11 protein-coding genes are annotated in these 17,005 nt (G+C 44.6%); 8 read left to right on the top strand and 3 right to left on the bottom strand.

The genetic code is table 11. The features are described from left to right. Nucleotides 1-112 precede the first annotated feature (112 nt). The 3 genes from HMPREF2893_RS06970 to hutI form a co-directional block, all read right to left on the bottom strand. Nucleotides 113-2,206: a surface-anchored 5'-nucleotidase gene (locus HMPREF2893_RS06970; RefSeq protein ID WP_070675257.1), complete on the bottom strand. Its 2,094-nt coding sequence runs from the start codon at nucleotides 2,204-2,206 to the stop codon at nucleotides 113-115. A gap of 389 nt (nucleotides 2,207-2,595) precedes the next feature. Then, nucleotides 2,596-4,980 carry a phosphoketolase family protein gene (locus HMPREF2893_RS06975; protein WP_070675260.1) on the bottom strand — a complete coding sequence of 795 codons (2,385 nt, stop codon included), beginning with the start codon at nucleotides 4,978-4,980 and terminating at the stop codon, nucleotides 2,596-2,598. 291 nt (nucleotides 4,981-5,271) lie between these two features. Then, the gene (gene hutI / locus HMPREF2893_RS06980) at nucleotides 5,272-6,519 is read right to left on the bottom strand and encodes an imidazolonepropionase (protein ID WP_070675264.1); all 1,248 of its coding nucleotides are present in this window, start codon (nucleotides 6,517-6,519) and stop codon (nucleotides 5,272-5,274) included. 199 nt (nucleotides 6,520-6,718) lie between these two features. On the opposite strand from hutI, the gene HMPREF2893_RS06985 reads away from it, so the two are divergent. The 8 genes from HMPREF2893_RS06985 to hutG all read left to right on the top strand — a co-directional run bounded on the left by HMPREF2893_RS06985 (nucleotide 6,719) and on the right by hutG (nucleotide 16,871). Continuing rightward, a complete protein-coding gene (locus HMPREF2893_RS06985) occupies nucleotides 6,719-8,749 on the top strand; it encodes a urocanate hydratase (protein ID WP_070675267.1) in 2,031 nt (676 codons plus the stop codon). A gap of 83 nt (nucleotides 8,750-8,832) precedes the next feature. Beyond that, nucleotides 8,833-9,732, top strand: a complete 900-nt coding sequence (ftcD, locus tag HMPREF2893_RS06990; RefSeq protein ID WP_070586929.1) for a glutamate formimidoyltransferase — start codon at nucleotides 8,833-8,835, stop codon at nucleotides 9,730-9,732. A gap of 11 nt (nucleotides 9,733-9,743) precedes the next feature. Beyond that, nucleotides 9,744-10,373 (top strand): cyclodeaminase/cyclohydrolase family protein, encoded by a 630-nt coding sequence (locus HMPREF2893_RS06995; RefSeq protein WP_070675270.1) that lies wholly within the window; start codon nucleotides 9,744-9,746, stop codon nucleotides 10,371-10,373. A 31-nt stretch (nucleotides 10,374-10,404) separates the two neighbouring features. After that, nucleotides 10,405-12,078, top strand: coding sequence for a formate--tetrahydrofolate ligase (locus tag HMPREF2893_RS07000; RefSeq protein ID WP_070675273.1), 1,674 nt, complete (start codon nucleotides 10,405-10,407; stop codon nucleotides 12,076-12,078). 15 nt (nucleotides 12,079-12,093) lie between these two features. After that, nucleotides 12,094-12,672, top strand: a complete 579-nt coding sequence (locus tag HMPREF2893_RS07005) for a HutD/Ves family protein (RefSeq protein ID WP_070675276.1) — start codon at nucleotides 12,094-12,096, stop codon at nucleotides 12,670-12,672. Between the two features lie 21 nt (nucleotides 12,673-12,693). Next, nucleotides 12,694-14,037, top strand: coding sequence for an APC family permease (locus tag HMPREF2893_RS07010; RefSeq protein WP_070675278.1), 1,344 nt, complete (start codon nucleotides 12,694-12,696; stop codon nucleotides 14,035-14,037). Between the two features lie 217 nt (nucleotides 14,038-14,254). Then, the gene (gene hutH, locus HMPREF2893_RS07015) at nucleotides 14,255-15,796 is read left to right on the top strand and encodes a histidine ammonia-lyase (RefSeq protein WP_070675281.1); all 1,542 of its coding nucleotides are present in this window, start codon (nucleotides 14,255-14,257) and stop codon (nucleotides 15,794-15,796) included. 82 nt (nucleotides 15,797-15,878) lie between these two features. Beyond that, entirely contained in the window at nucleotides 15,879-16,871 is a 993-nt protein-coding gene (hutG, locus tag HMPREF2893_RS07020; protein ID WP_024054987.1) for a formimidoylglutamase, read from the top strand. The last annotated feature ends 134 nt before the right edge of the window (nucleotides 16,872-17,005 follow it).

The following is a 17,005-nucleotide window of genomic DNA, read 5'->3' on the forward strand; positions in this document are numbered from 1 at the left end:
CAATAATGAAAGGAAGCGATTGGTTTTGAAGATGAAACCTTTTGGTAAAGACACCCCTCTCAATGAAAAACAAAAAGGAAGCCCTCTTAGAGAGGATGCTTCCTAGTTTTGATTAATTTTCTTCACGCTTTTTGCTAGCTACAAATCCTGCTAAAGCTAGTGAGGTCATGCCAAAGAGGCTCAGGACTGTTGAAGACAAATCTTCTTGACCTGTTTTTGGAAGACCAGTTGCTGGTGTAGCAGCTACTTCTGCTTGACCACCCGTATGATAAGTGACAGCGACTGGTTTGTTTGTTGCCACTTCTTTTGTTTCGCTTGCAGCTGGTTGAGCTGGAGTTACTGGGCTTTCAGGTTGAGGAGTTGGGGTAGCCGGAGTTACTGGGGCTACAGGATGGACTGGATTTTCAGGACTTACTGGAGAAACTGGCGTTGGTTGTGGAGTTGGTTGAGGTTCTGGAGTAGGTGTATCTTCTTCCACTTTTTCCACAAAGGTCTTATTGCCCAAGATTGAAGCAGACAACTTCTTCCCTGCCTTATTCACATCTTCGATGTATTGGATAAAGACTTCAGTATCTGGATTAATTGCACCGATCAATTTTGTATCACGGAAGACTGAGAATCCATCTCCGCCACCATACAAGAAGTCGTTGATAATCGCCTTGTAGGTCTTGTTACGATCAATTTCAGTTCCATCTGCCTTGTAAGCTTTCACGACCTTATAAGGATTTTCTTCCGTTGCATCGGCTGGTTTCGTATAGGTGTACTTGATCCCTGCCATTTGCAAGAAGTAAAGCTCTTTCTCATCATATTGTTGGTCCAAAGCTTTGTAGATTTGGTCCCCAGTGATTTCTACTACTTGGAGGATATTTCCAAATGGTTGCACTGCTTGAGCTGCACCCCAAGTGACTGTTCCGTCTGGTTTCACCACGAGGTCTGCACGGATTCCTCCATTATTGGTGAAGGCAAAGTCAACATCTGGATAACCTGATTTTTTGGCAATATCTAGTTGCGCTGCTGTGACCAAATCTCCAACAGCACTTTCTTTTTGCGCATTCAATTCACGGGTAATATTTTCAGCCTTGTCTGCTGTACCGATTTTTGCTTCTGTTACCTTTTTAACCGTCGCATTGGCATCATCGATGATCGCTTGAACCTTGGCATCTTTTGCTTTGCCTTTCGATGGATCTACCGCAATAATTTTTGCAGTTGGAGCTTTGACAAAGTCAGCTGTATCCGTATCTAGGACTCCACGGACATCCGAGTAAGCTTTCCCTTGAGACGTACCTTGAACGATCAAGGTATTTCCAACCATCCCGTTTGTATATTGGTGGTTGTGACCTGCAAAGACGATATCCACTGAGTTTTCAGGATAGATTTGGTTTAATTTTTTAATCATGTCTGCAGCAGGACCTTCTGCTACACCATTCTTACTAGTGGCAGCAACGTGGGCCAAGACAGCAATCGCATGAACTCCTTGGTCATTTAATTCACGCGCATATTTAGCAATCGATTCTGCTTCATCCAAAACACGGTATTGTTCATGATTTTTGCGCAAGACAAGATTTGGGAATTCTGTCGTAACAACCCCGATAAATCCGACCTTAACTGTCTTGTCATTGACTGGGATTTCTTTGATGGTATAAGGTTTCCAGTCAAATGGGATTTTGTTGGTATCTTTGTCAACCAAGTTGGCAATCACGACTTCTTGTTTAGAAGCTTCATGAGGATACTCATCGACGATCTTGTTGAATTGACCAGGTGTTGGGGCTTCTCCCTTCATGATCCGGTTGAATTCACCAAGTCCTTCGTCAAACTCGTGATTTCCAAGGGTTCCGTATTCAAAGTTCATTTCATTGAAGACTTTTACAGTTGGTTCATCTTGAAGGAGGGCAGAGTTGGCTGGACTAGCTCCGACCATATCTCCAGCTTGCACACGGATGCTGGCATTTGGTGTTCCGGCATTCTCTGTTTCAAAGTCTTTTTGCGAATCGTTCAAATAGGTTGCCAAAAGTGGGGCTGTTCCTGCGTTCTTCACAGTTTCGCCTTCTAAACGAGCTGTCCCTGTTTGTTCCAAGGCACCGTGGAAGTCATTGACGCCCATAAACTGTACGGGCAATTCGTCTGCAAAAACGCTATTGATCGCAAAAACACTAAGACCTGCAGCGACCGCTAGGATACTGCTTTTCAAGATAATTTTTTTCTTCATAGAATACTCCATTTTCTAATGTAGAACACTTCTCCAAAAAGGAGAACGCAGAACAGTTGATTTGCTGCAATCAGCTCTTCCATTTTACTATTTTTTCGGTTTTACTTCAATATTTTCCTAGAAACTCTTACAATTTTATTGGAAAGCGCTTGATTTCCGAACATCTATTTTCAGTCTCTTCCTTTTGTTACTTGCTGTTCCTCACAAAAGAGGCTGGGACAAAAGTCCTAGCCTCTCAATTGTTTTTGGATTGTCGAGCAAGACGCAGTGGTTGAGTGGGCTCTACTACGCTGATTTCATCAGTTTTTACAGCCCTACTCAACTGTGCGGAGGTGGGACGACGAAATCGAATTCTAACGAATTACCGATTTCTGTCCCACTCTCTTTTCTTATTTATTCACGTTTTCCCATTTCCAGTTTTGAACTTCTGGAATGTCATCTCCGTTTTCACGGATGTAGTCATGGTGGAAGGCGATTGTTTCATCCATCTTCGCTGCAAATGCGCTTGCTGCATCTCCAAGAGCTGCATTAGCTGCATCTTGTGCCAAGTGGAAGCGATCCAATTCAGACATCACACGCATATCAAATGGTGTGGTGATATCTCCGTTTTCACGGTAACCATGTACACGAAGGTTATGGTTGTGACGGTTGAAGAAGATATCACGGATCATGCCTTCATAACCATGGAAAGCAAAGATCACTGGTTTATCAGTAGTGAAGACTTTGTCGAACTCTTCATCTGAAAGTCCACGCGCATCAACGGATGGGTGACGCAATTTCAAGATATCTACCACATTGACAAAGCGGATCTTCAATTCTGGGAAGGCTTTGTGCAAGATTGTGATGGCTGCAAGAGCTTCAAGGTTTGGCTCTGTACCTGCAGCTGCAATGACAAGATCTGGCTCTTCATCTGCTGAAACAGTTGATGCCCAATCGATCACCTTGTATCCTTCACGAACCAATTCTTCCGCTTCAGCTGCTGAGTAGAATTGAGGACGCGGGTGTTTAGAAGAAACGATCAAGTTGATCACATCTTCTGCCTTGAAGGCTTGGTCCATCACTGCAAGCAAGCTATTGGTATCTGCTGGCAAGTACTCACGGATGTATTCAGGAGTTTTCTCAGCCAAGTGAGTCAAGATACCTGGATCTTGGTGAGTGTAGCCATTGTGGTCTTGTTGGAAAACAGTTGAAGTCGCAATCAAGTTCAAGGCTGGGTAGTTTTTACGCCATGTCGTGTGAGTCTTAGATTTACGTAACCATTTGAAGTGTTGAGTAATCATAGAGTCTACAACACGAAGGAATGATTCGTAAGATGCGAAGAATCCATGACGACCTGTCAAGACATATCCTTCAAGCATTCCTTCTGCTTGGTGTTCTGACAATTGAGAGTCAATCACACGTCCAGCAGGGCTCAAAGCTTCATCGTAGTCTGGTTTCATACGTCCTAACCATTGACGGCTTGTACGTGTGAAAACTTCTTGAAGACGGTTTGATTTGGTTTCATCTGGTCCAAAGATACGGAAGTTGTCTGGGTTCGCATCCACCAAGTCTGCCGCATACTTACCAAATTCAATCATATCTTGCGCCATGATAGCACCTGGTGTTTCAATCTTGAAGGCATGTTTCTTCCAATCAGCTGTGTTCATTGGTTTGATCACACCAGCATTTGTGATTGGGTTCATAGCCATGCGACGGTCACCTTTTGGTGCGATTTCAGCAATTTCAGGAAGTAATTTACCAGTTTCGTCAAACAACTCAGCTGGACGGTAAGATTCCAACCATGAAAGAAGGGCATCCACATGCTCCATGTGGTGAGCATCTACTGGGATTGGCACTTGGTGGGCACGGAAACCACCCTCGATTGGTGTTCCTTCCCAAGCTTTTGGTCCAGTCCAACCTTTAGGAATACGAGCAATCAAGACAGGGTATACTGGTTGAGTTGCTTCTTCAGCAGAACCTTTACGAGCTTCTGCTTGGACTTTCTTGATTTCTTCAATCGCTTCGTCCAATTTCTCTGCAAACAAAGCGTGAGCAGCCTCGTGGTCATCAGAAACAGCGGTTACGTTTGCAAAGATTGGTTTCCAACCAAGACCTTCAAAGAAGAGGGCCAATTCTTCGTCTGTTTTGCGTTCGAAGATCGTTGGGTTGTGGATCTTTCCTCCGTTGAGGTAGAAGATTGGAAGAACAGCACCATCGTTGACTGGGTTCAAGAAGGTATTTGACAACCATCCTGCCATCAATGGACCTGTTTCTCCTTCACCGTCACCGATCACTGTTGCAGCAATCACATCTGGATTATCCAATACAGCACCTGCAGCGTGAGAAAGGGCATAGCCAAGTTCTCCCCCTTCATGGATAGATCCTGGTGTTTCAGGCGCCGCGTGAGAAGCGATCCCTCCTGGGAATGAGAAGATCTTACACAAGTGTTTGAAACCTTCTTCGTTTTGAGGGATAGTTGGATTCAATTCAGTATATGAACCATCTAAGTAAGAGTTCGATACCATTACTTGTCCACCGTGACCTGGTCCTTCAATGTAGAACATATCCAAGTCGTATTTGTTGATGGTACGGTTCAAGTGAGCATAGATAAAGTTTTGCCCTGGTACAGTTCCCCAGTGCCCGATTGGGTGAGCCTTCAAGTCATTTTCAACGACTTCACGCTTCAACAATGGGTTATCTTTTAAGTACATTTGAGCAGCTGAAATGTAGTTGGCTGCACGCCACCAAGCATCTACTTTATCCAAGTATGCTTTGCTGTTATAATCGACAGTCATCTTGTCTCCTCGCAATTTCTAGACAGGTCTGTTGATCAACCTGTTCGTTTGATGAATAGTTTAAACACTCTGTTATCAAGATCAAACAGATGATATTGAAGAAAATATTCAATATTACTTCTATTCTATCAGGAATTTCCATTTTTGTACATCACAAAGTAAGAAAAATATTCTTTGATGATCAAATTTTTATTTTCCGATAAAGCATTCCCATTTACTGTGGAGATCTGATAGAAAAAAGACTTTGCTGATTTTTACAAACCAGCAAAGTCTCGACTGAAATGGAGTAGTTTAAATGACTTTTTGACCTTTCTTGTAGACATCTGTCACTAGATTTGTTGCAAAGAAATAGAAGAGATAATCTAGATTAGGTGCATCGTAAATCGTGATGTCGGCCTGTTTGCCAACATCGAAAGAGCCGATTGTTTTAGCACGATCAACTGAATAGGCCGCATTGATGGTCACCGCATTGAGAATTTCTACTGGAGTTAGGCGCATCATGAAGCAACCCAGATGCATGGCAAACTGGAGATTGGCTGTTGGACAAGACCCTGGGTTGCTATCTGTTGTCAGGGTGATGGCCATGCCAGCGTCCAACATCTTACGAGCCGGTGCATAGGTATCTTCCATGAGGCTGAAGGTTGTAGCTGGCAAAAGATTTCCAATCACTTTTGCTGCAGCTAATTTTTGAATGCCTTCATCGGTAATCACCATCAAGTGTTCTGCACTGGTGGATTGCAATTCAGCCGCTACGTCAACACCTCCAATAGACTCAATTTCATCCGCATGGATCCGTAACTTGAAGCCCATTTCCTTAGCTTTCGAAAGAAGATAGCGAGATTCATCTGCTGTAAAGACCCCTTTTTCACAGAAGATATCACAGAACTCAGCTAACTGTCCTTCTTTCACTTTCGGAAGCATTTGTTCCACAATGAGATCTAAATATTCTTGAGAACGGCCTTTGTACTCTGTAGGAATCGCATGGGCTGCCATAAAGGTAGATACCAAGTCTATTTGATGATCCCGATCCAGTGCAGCGACAACATCCAACTGGCGTTTTTCAGTTTCCCAATCCAAACCGTAACCGCTTTTCGCTTCAACGGTTGTCACCCCATGGCGCAACATGTAGTCCAACAGTCGTTTGGACTTGTCATAGAGGGTGTCAAAAGAAGCTTCCCGTGTCGCCCGAACGGTGCTTAGAATCCCTCCGCCTTGGGCGAGGATGTCTAAGTAAGAAACACCTGCTAATTTTTTAGCAAATTCATGCTCCCGACTGCCTCCATAGACCAAGTGGGTGTGGCAGTCAATCAGGCCAGGAGTCGCAACTTTTCCTTCACAGGATTTCACTTCCGTATGGTCATCGATCAGTTCAGGGTCTGGTTGACCTGTCCCAACTGCAAGAATCTTTCCATCTTTAATGGCGATATAAGCATCGGAAAGAATTTTTGCCTCTGCCATCTCCTTGCCATAGAGAGGATGACCCAGATCATTCGGACAAAACAATTGGTTAAAGTGGGTTAATAGGATATCAGCAGACATATGAAACATTCCTTTCTATTTCCATTGTTATTCATTTTACAATTCTACAGGAAAAGCGTCAAAAAAAAGTCAAAAAGTTTTTCCCTCATTTTTTTTTGCTTTATTAAAAATTATATTTTTTTTTGACTCTTTATTGACGTTTCTTCGATACAATAAAGAAAATATAAATTCACAGTCCAACTATAAGGAGGGTTCTGCTATGTCATTTATAGACGAGAAAGAAATTGCAGCTGCTATGTCTGTCAAACTTGACTTTGATGTCCTACCTGAAAAGGCGACTTTTCAAGAAGGCATCCGTCGTGCACCTGATAGAGGCTTCCGCTTAACGCAAGCTCAGACTGAAATTGCCCTTAAAAATGCTTTGCGTTACATTCCTAAAAAATTCCACCAAGAGTTGATCCCAGAATTTCTGGAAGAACTGAGAACTCGCGGTCGGATCTATGGCTATCGCTTCCGTCCAAAAGATCGGATCTACGGAAAACCAATCGATGAGTACAAAGGAAAATGCACAGCTGCTAAGGCTATGCAGGTCATGATTGACAACAACTTGAGCTTTGAAATTGCTCTTTATCCATATGAATTGGTCACTTATGGGGAAACAGGATCTGTCTGTGCCAACTGGATGCAGTACAACTTGATCAAGAAATACTTGGAAGTCATGACAGAAGACCAAACCTTGGTGGTTGAATCGGGTCACCCTCTTGGCCTCTTCAAATCGAAACCGGAAGCTCCTCGTGTCGTCATTACCAACGGTCTCTTGATCGGTGAGTATGACAACATGCACGACTGGGAAATCGCTGAAGAAATGGGCGTTACCAACTACGGTCAAATGACGGCTGGTGGCTGGATGTACATCGGACCTCAAGGGATCGTTCACGGTACCTTTAACACCCTTCTCAATGCTGGACGTCTTAAACTCGGTGTGGCTGATGATGGAGACTTAACTGGTAAGCTCTTTATTTCGTCTGGTCTCGGTGGGATGAGCGGTGCTCAAGGGAAAGCAGCTGAAATTGCAAAAGCGGTTGCCATTGTCGCTGAAGTCGACCGCTCTCGGATCGAAACGCGTCACTCTCAAGGCTGGATTAGTCAAGTGACCGACAGTGCGGAAGAAGCTGTGAAATTGGCTCAAGCAGCACTGGAAGCTGGTGAATCAACTTCGATTGCCTACCATGGTAATATCGTAGACTTGCTTGAATATGTCAATGAACACCAAGTGCACGTTCATCTCTTGTCTGACCAAACCTCTTGCCACAACGTCTATGATGGTGGCTATTGCCCAGTTGGTATAAGCTTTGAAGAACGGACACGTTTGTTGGCAGAAGACAAAGAAACCTTCCATCGTTTGGTCGATGAAACCTTGGCTCGTCACTTCGCAGTGATTAAAGATTTGACGGCTAAAGGCACCTACTTCTTCGACTATGGTAATGCCTTCATGAAATCCGTTTACGACTCAGGCATCAAGGAAATTTCTAAGAATGGTTTGGATGACAAAGACGGCTTCATTTGGCCATCTTATGTAGAAGATATCATGGGACCTATGCTCTTTGACTATGGTTATGGTCCATTCCGTTGGGTCTGCCTCAGCGGTAAACACGAAGACTTGATTGCAACTGACCATGCAGCGATGGAAGCGATCGATCCAACTCGTCGCTACCAAGACCGCGATAACTACAACTGGATTCGCGATGCTGAAAAGAACCAATTGGTGGTTGGTACCCAAGCTCGTATCCTCTATCAAGATTGTATGGGCCGTGTCAACATTGCTTTGAAATTCAATGAACTCATTCGCCAAGGCAAGATTGGACCAGTCATGATCGGACGTGACCACCACGACGTATCTGGTACAGATGCTCCATTCCGTGAAACATCCAATATCAAAGATGGATCGAATGTTACTTGTGATATGGCGGTTCAATGTTACGCCGGAAACGCTGCTCGCGGTATGAGTCTTGTTGCTCTCCACAATGGTGGTGGTACTGGTATCGGTAAAGCTATCAACGGAGGATTCGGTCTCGTTCTAGACGGTAGCCACCGGATCGACGAAATTATCAAATCTGCTATTTCATGGGATACCATGGGCGGGGTTGCTCGTCGGAACTGGGCACGGAACGATCATGCTATTGAAACAGCGATCGAATACAACCGTCTCCACGCAGGAACAGACCACATCACTATTCCTTATCTTGCAGACGAAGATTTGGTCAAAGAAGCTGTTCAAAAATTGTTTTAACATCAAAAAATAAAAATCTGAGAAAGGGGAGGAAAATGCAAAGACTTCTCCTCCCCACTTCTCCTATAAAAAGAGGTAATTATATGGCAAAAATTGTTGAGTGTATTCCAAACTTTTCTGAAGGACGCAATCAGGCTGTGATCGACGGATTGGTAGCCACAGCAAAAAGCATCCCAGGTGTCACATTATTAGACTACTCGTCTGATGCTAGCCACAACCGCAGCGTCTTTACACTCGTTGGGGATGAAGAAAGCATTCAAGAAGTAGCTTTCCAATTGGTGAAATATGCATCTGAAAATATCGATATGACCAAGCACGAAGGCGAACACCCTCGGATGGGGGCAACAGACGTTTGTCCATTCGTTCCGGTCAAAGATATCACTACAGCTGAATGCGTTGAAATCGCTAATAAAGTGGCCGAACGCATCAATCGCGAATTAGGTATTCCAATCTTCCTTTACGAAGATGCCGCAACTCGTCCAGAACGGAAAAACTTGGCTAAAGTGCGCAAAGGACAATTTGAAGGAATGCCAGAAAAATTGTTGGAAGAAGACTGGAAGCCAGACTACGGCGAACGCAAGATTCACCCAACTGCAGGGGTTACAGCCGTTGGTGTCCGTATGCCACTCGTTGCTTTCAATATTAACCTTGACACAGACGACCTAGAGATTGCCAATAAAATTTCTAAAATCATTCGTGGATCAAGCGGTGGATACAAATACTGTAAAGCGATCGGTGTCATGCTAGAAGATCGTAACATCGCCCAAGTCTCTATCAACATGGTCAACTTGGAACAATTCCCATTGTATCGTGTCGTTGAAACCGTTCGTTTCGAAGCACAACGCTACGGGGTTCGAATCATCGGAACAGAACTCATCGGACTTGCTCCAGCTAAAGCTTTGATCGACTCTGCTGAATACTACTTGCAATTAGAAGACTTTGACTACAGCAAACAAGTCTTGGAAAATCACTTGTTGGGTTAGAAAGGGGATCTATGAAACTAGTTGACTTAAGTATTACAGAGTTTGCCAAGGTCCTTGGTTCAGATGCCCCAGCTCCAGGTGGTGGTTCTGCTGCTGCCCTATCTGCTGCAAATGGGATTTCCCTTACAAAAATGGTCTGTGAACTGACCATTGGTAAGAAAAAATACGCTGAATTTGAAGACCACATCAAAGGGGTTCACGAAAAAAGTGCCCACCTCCAGGACCAATTACTAGAAGCCATTGACAAAGATACAGAAGCTTTCAACGTCGTATCAGCTGTCTTTGATCTTCCAAAAGAAACGGAAGAAGAGAAAGCCGCTCGTCGTGAAGCCATGCAACAAGCCTTGAAACAGGCAACTGAATCTCCTTTCTCTATGATGGAGCTCATCGTTGAGGCGCTTGAAACCACCAAAGAAGCTGTTGGCAAGTCCAACACCAATGCGGCGAGTGACCTAGGGGTGGCTGCTCTCAACCTTAAAGCTGGCCTTCAAGGGGCTTGGCTCAACGTCCTGATCAACATTTCAGGAATCAAGGACCAAGACTTTGTCCAAGAATACCACGGCAAGGGTCTCGAACTCCTCCAAGCAGGCTCTGATCTTGCAGACAACATTTACCAAACCATTTTAGAAAGTCTATCATAAACCTAACAAACAAAAAGAAAGAAGGGATTCTATGGTTTTATCGGATATTGAAATTGCCAATTCTGTCCAAATGAAGCCCATTACCGATATCGCTGCTGAACTTGGATTGACCGAAGATGACATTTCGCTCTACGGAAAATACAAGGCCAAAATTGATAGCAACCAACTGGAACAACTCAAGGATAAGGAAGATGGAAAGCTGATCCTCGTGACAGCCATCTCTCCGACACCTGCTGGAGAAGGAAAGACAACCACCTCTGTCGGCTTAGTCGATGCCCTCTCAGCTATTGGTGAAAAAGCCGTCATTGCTCTGCGCGAACCTTCTCTTGGCCCTGTCTTTGGGATCAAGGGTGGAGCTGCCGGTGGTGGATACGCCCAAGTGGTTCCAATGGAAGATATCAACCTTCACTTTACCGGAGACTTCCATGCCATTGGGATTGCCAATAACCTGCTTGCAGCTTTGATTGACAACCACATTCACCATGGAAATGAGTTGGGCATCGATTCTCGTCGGATTACCTGGAAACGGGTGGTCGACATGAACGACCGTCAACTCCGCCATATTGTCGATGGCCTTCAAGGAAAAACAAACGGGGTTCCTCGTGAAGATGGCTTTGACATCACAGTGGCTTCTGAAATCATGGCTATTCTCTGTCTCTCAGAAAATATCCTTGACCTCAAAGAACGCCTCGATCGCATCATTATTGGGTACAACTACCAAGGACAACCAGTCACAGCTAAAGACCTCAAGGCTGGAGGTGCTATGGCAGCCGTCCTCAAAGATGCCATCCATCCAAACTTGGTACAAACCTTAGAACATACTCCTGCTATCATCCACGGCGGACCATTTGCCAATATTGCTCATGGCTGTAACAGTGTGCTGGCTACTAAACTAGCTCTCAAATATGCAGACTATGTTGTGACAGAAGCTGGTTTTGGAGCAGACTTAGGTGCTGAAAAATTCATTGATATCAAGTGCCGCATTGCCGGACTCAAACCTTCTGCCGTAGTCCTCGTCGCAACCATCCGAGCCCTCAAGATGCATGGTGGAGTTGCCAAAGCGGACTTGGCTACTGAAAATGTCCAAGCCGTTATCGATGGTCTGCCAAACCTAGACAAACACTTGGCCAACATCCAAGAAGTCTATGGCCTACCTGTGGTCGTTGCCATTAACAAATTCCCACTGGATACAGAGGCAGAGCTAGAAGCTGTCTATGAATCTTGTAAGAAACGCAATGTAGATGTGGTTATTTCAGATGTCTGGGCACATGGTGGTGCTGGTGGACGCGACCTAGCTGAAAAAGTCATTCAACTGGCTCAAGAAGAAAACCACTTCTCTTATGTCTATGACCAAGAAGACAGCATCGAAACGAAATTGACCAAGATTGTTACAAAAGTCTATGGTGGTAAAGGAATTAGCTTAACACCAGCAGCCAAACGCGAACTTAAAGAATTGGAAGCTCTTGGCTTCTCAAACTACCCAATCTGTATGGCCAAAACGCAATACTCCTTCTCAGATGATGCCAAGAAAATGGGAGCACCAAAAGATTTTACTGTTAACATCAGCAATCTCAAGGTAGCTGCCGGAGCTGGCTTCATTGTAGTTCTCACGGGTACCATCATGACCATGCCTGGTCTACCAAAAGTACCTGCCAGTGAAAAGATTGATATCGATGCCCACGGCAATATCACTGGTCTCTTTTAAGAAAGAAGGCGTCCTATGGTGACTATCCTTCATCTTACCCCCGCAGATTATCAAATTTCTACCTGGTCCGGTGGCCAAACCACCCAACTCTTTCTCTCCCCAGAGGGAGGAAGTTATCCAGATCGGACTTTTGACTTCCGCCTCTCCACTGCAACGGTAGAGGTTGAAAAAAGTAACTTTACCGATCTCACTGGCTACCACCGAATCTTGATGCCCTTGAATGCCTCCATTCGACTCAACCATCAACAGAAAGAAGTGGTTTTGAACCCCTTTCAAAGCTACTTCTTTGATGGGGGAGATCCTGTATCTAGCCAAGGGACTTGTCAAGACTTTAATTTGATCTACAAACCTTCTTATCAGGGGCATATGAGTGCTGTATCCCCAAGAGAGAGTGTCAAAAGTCAGAGTCGCTATCAATTGATCTATGCTCTCTGTCCGCTAACACTAAAATGGGGAACAAATCATTCTCAAATCCTCCAAACTCACGAGCTCCTGGTGATCGAACAACCATCTCCCCTTCAAGAGATGACAATCACGTTTTTACCCCATCAGTCTGGGGAGCAACCGATTGCTATCTGGACTGGACTACAATAATGTTCACAAAGGAGAAACATTATGAACGGAGCACATAAACAGTCGATTGAGGAACAAGAAAAAGCGAAATTCAGCTTTAGTGGTGCCACTCTATACGGTATCAACGCCGTAATCGGATCTGGTATCTTCCTCCTCCCTCAAAAAATATATTCTGGCCTTGGACCAGCTTCTCTAGCTGTCATGTTCGGAGTAGCCATTCTCGTCATGCTACTATCAGCCTGTCTGGCTGAAACGGCTGGCTACTTCGATAAAAACGGTGGAGCCATGCAATACTCAAAAGCCGCTTTCGGAGACTTCGTTGGCTTTAACGTTGGGATTCTCGGTTGGGCCGTTACTGTTATCGCCTGGGCTGCCATGTTAGCCGGCTTTGCTAAGATCTTCATCATTACCTTCCCAGCATTTGAAGGCTACAACCTTCCGATCAGTATCGGTATGCTGATTCTCTTGAGTCTGATGAACATCGCCGGTCTGAAAACCTCTAAGATGTTCACTCTGACAGCTACTGTTGCAAAATTAATCCCCATTGTCCTCTTCTCGCTCTTTGCCATCTTCTTCATTTCTGGCGGGGTAAGCAAGGGCAACTTCACACCTTTCCTTCAATTGGAAAGTGGAACAAGTCTCTTCAGTTCTATTTCTAGTACAGCCGTCTACATCTTCTACGGTTTCATCGGATTTGAAACCATGTCTATCGTTGCAGGGGAAATGCGCAACCCTGAAAAGAACGTTCCCCGCGCTATTCTAGGTTCTATCAGTATTGTATCTGTTCTCTACATGTTGATCATCGCTGGAACAATCGCCATGCTTGGTGGTCGCATTATGCAAACCGGTGCACCGGTACAAGACGCATTTGTCGAAATGATTGGCCCTATCGGAGCTCCACTCGTTTCTTACGGAGCCCTCATTTCAATTGCCGGTCTAAACATTGGTGAATCCATCATGGTCCCTCGTTTTGGTGCCGCATTAGCAACTGAAAAACTCTTGCCAGAAGGGCTTGGAAAAACAAACTCTAAGAATGCCCCTGTCATTGCCATTATCATCTCTGGTATCTTCGCTTTCTTACTCTTGTTATCTGGCTCTTTCGAATCATTAGCAACCTTCAGTGTTGTCTTCCGTTTCTTCCAATACATTCCAACTGCTTTGGCAGCCATCAAACTCAGAAAAATGTACCCAGACAAAAAGGTTACCTTCCGAGTACCATTTGGTCCTGTTATCCCTGTTCTAGCTGTTGTGATCAGTATCTTGATGATCGCAGGGGACAACCTAATGAACTTTGTTTGGGGGGCCATCGGTCTCGTGATTGCAAGTGGACTTTACTTTGTTTTCCACGGCGATAAACTACATAAATCGAAAACCCTTCATCACTAATTTTCTTTACACAGTAGATGGGAACGTAGACGGGAGCGAAGCTCAGTTTTGCTCCCTAACCCATCTAAGACTCCACGAATGGCAAACCTGAGCCCTTTTCTCTAAGACTCTTCTCAAACTTCTTAAGATCAATAGACAATGGGCTCATGTTTGGTATTCAAACTGAAGTATACACATCTACTTCCCCAGAACAATTATTCATAATCGGAGGTTTTATATGACTCAATTGATTCATTTAGACGGCAATAGCTTAACACTCGAAGACGTCATCGCTGTAGCTCGCCATGGTGCCCAATGTGAGCTTGACGAACAAGCAAAAGAAGCTGTCGTCGCATCCCGTAAAATTGTCGATGATATCGTCCGTGAAAAACGAGTTGTCTATGGTGTGACCACTGGCTTTGGTTCCCTCTGTAATGTCAGCATCTCTCCAGAAGATACTGTTCAACTGCAAGAAAACCTGATTCGAACTCACTCATCTGGCTTCGGTGATCCACTTCCTGAAGATGCCGTTCGTGCCATCATGCTGATCCGTATTAACTCACTATTGAAAGGTTATTCTGGCATTCGTCTGTCAACCGTTGAAAAACTGTTAGAATTGCTCAACAAAGGAGTCACTCCTTATATCCCTGAAAAAGGCTCTCTCGGAGCTTCTGGAGACCTTGCTCCTCTTTCTCATATGGTTTTACCAATGTTGGGTCTTGGACGTGCCTATTACAAAGGAGAACTTCTCAGTGGTCAAGAAGCCCTAGATCGTGCTGGAATTGAAAAGATCCAATTGGCTGCCAAAGAAGGGCTTGCCTTGATCAACGGTACAACTGTTCTAACCGGTATCGGTGCTCTTGCGACATATGATGGTATCCAATTGCTCAAACTATCTGACATTGCCGGTGCTCTCTCAATGGAAGTCCACAATGGAATTACCAGTCCATTCGAAGAAGATCTTCATACCATCCGTCCTCAAAGTGGACAACTGGCAACTGCTCGCAATATCCGTAACCTCCTGGAAGGAAGCAAGAACACAACCGTTGCGACTCAACAACGGGTCCAAGATCCTTATACACTCCGCTGCATCCCTCAAATTCATGGAGCCAGCAAGGATTCTATTGCTTACGTAAAAGAAAAAGTTGAAATCGAAATCAACTCTGTCACAGATAACCCAATCATTACCAAAGAAGGACACGTCATCTCAGGAGGTAACTTCCACGGTGAACCAATGGCGCAACCATTTGACTTCCTAGGCATTGCCCTTTCTGAAATTGGGAACGTATCTGAACGTCGGGTGGAACGCTTGGTCAACAGCCAACTCAGTAAATTACCATCCTTCTTGGTCAAACACCCTGGACTCAACTCAGGCTTCATGATTACCCAGTATGCTTGTGCATCCCTTGCATCGGAAAATAAAATTTTGGCTCACCCTGCTAGTGTCGATTCTATTCCATCTTGTGAAAACCAAGAAGATTTCGTCAGCATGGGAACGACTGCCGCTCGTAAAGCAGCAGAAATTCTTAAAAACTCCCGTCGCATCGTTGCTACTGAAATCATGGCAGCTTGCCAAGCCTTGGATCTCAAGCCAGAAAATCATGAACTTGGTAAAGGTACAAAACCAGCTTATGAGCTGATTCGCCAAAAACTGAACTTCATTGAATTTGACAAAGATATCGAAATCTTTGAAGAACTTAATAAAGCATCTGCTGTTGTCGAAAGCGAAGAATTCTTAGCAACCATCGAAAAAGCAGTTGACTTAAGCATTCAATACTGATACAGTAAGGATAAAGCAAAACAGAGGCTGGCGATCTTCTCAGCCTCTGCATGCTTTCAGAAAAATAAGGGAGGCGACAAGCTTGCTCACAAACTACTATCCAATGACCTATAGCTACTACCAAGGTAGCATCGAGGACAATCCCTACACGGCCAAATGGGGAATGGTCACCAAATTTTTAGACCTAAACGACGAGACCCTCACTCCATTTGAGGGGATGACCTTTGGGATCATCGGCTTTAAGAGCGACAAAGGAGTCTATATCAACAACGGGCGCGTGGGAGCAGTCGAGGGCCCTACAGCCATCCGTTCTCAAATCGCTAAACTTCCATGGCACTGGGGAACCAATGTGACAGTGTATGATGTGGGAAATATTGACGGGCCTAACCATTCACTAGAAGAACTCCAAGAAAGTCTCTCACAAGCGATCCAGCGCATGTACCAATTAGGGATCCAACCCATTGTCCTAGGAGGCGGTCACGGAACTGCTTACGGCCACTATCTAGGGATTCAATCCAGTTTGGAAAAAGATGAACAACTGGCTGTGATCAATCTGGATGCCCACTTTGATTTGCGACCTTACGACCAAACCGGTCCCAATTCTGGAACAGGTTTTCGTCAAATGGCTGATCATGCGAAAGAAAAAGGTCAGGACTTCCCTTACCTCATCCTGGGGATCCAAGAGCACAATAATAACCTCTTCCTCTTTAATTACGTTGCTAAAACACCAAGCATTGATTTTTTAACTGGCCAAGATCTCTTCCAGATGAGCCACCAAGCCATTCTGGATCGAATCGATCAATTTTTAGAAAACCAAACCGCAATCTATCTGTCTATCGATATGGACTGCTTTGCGGTCGGTTCTGCTCCAGGTGTTAGCGCCATCCAATCACTTGGTGTCGATCCTAAACTAGCCCTCCTGCTTCTCCAACACATTGCTGCTAGTGGTAAGCTAATCGGATTTGATGTCGTGGAAGTTTCTCCTCCTCATGACATTGACAATCATACTTCAAATCTTGCTGCGACCTTTATCTTTTACTTGACCCAAATATTGGCGCAACAAAAACTGAACTAAGAAGATTTCTACACACATAAAAAGCATAGAAACACCCATTACTAGGGTATTTCTATGCTTTTTCTTCATTTTCAGACACAATGATCTTTGCCTGAAAAGAGGACAGGCCACTTAGCCTTCTCTTATGATTTAGG

This window comes from Streptococcus sp. HMSC072C09 (assembly GCF_001813105.1).
In the GTDB taxonomy this organism is placed as follows: domain Bacteria; phylum Bacillota; class Bacilli; order Lactobacillales; family Streptococcaceae; genus Streptococcus.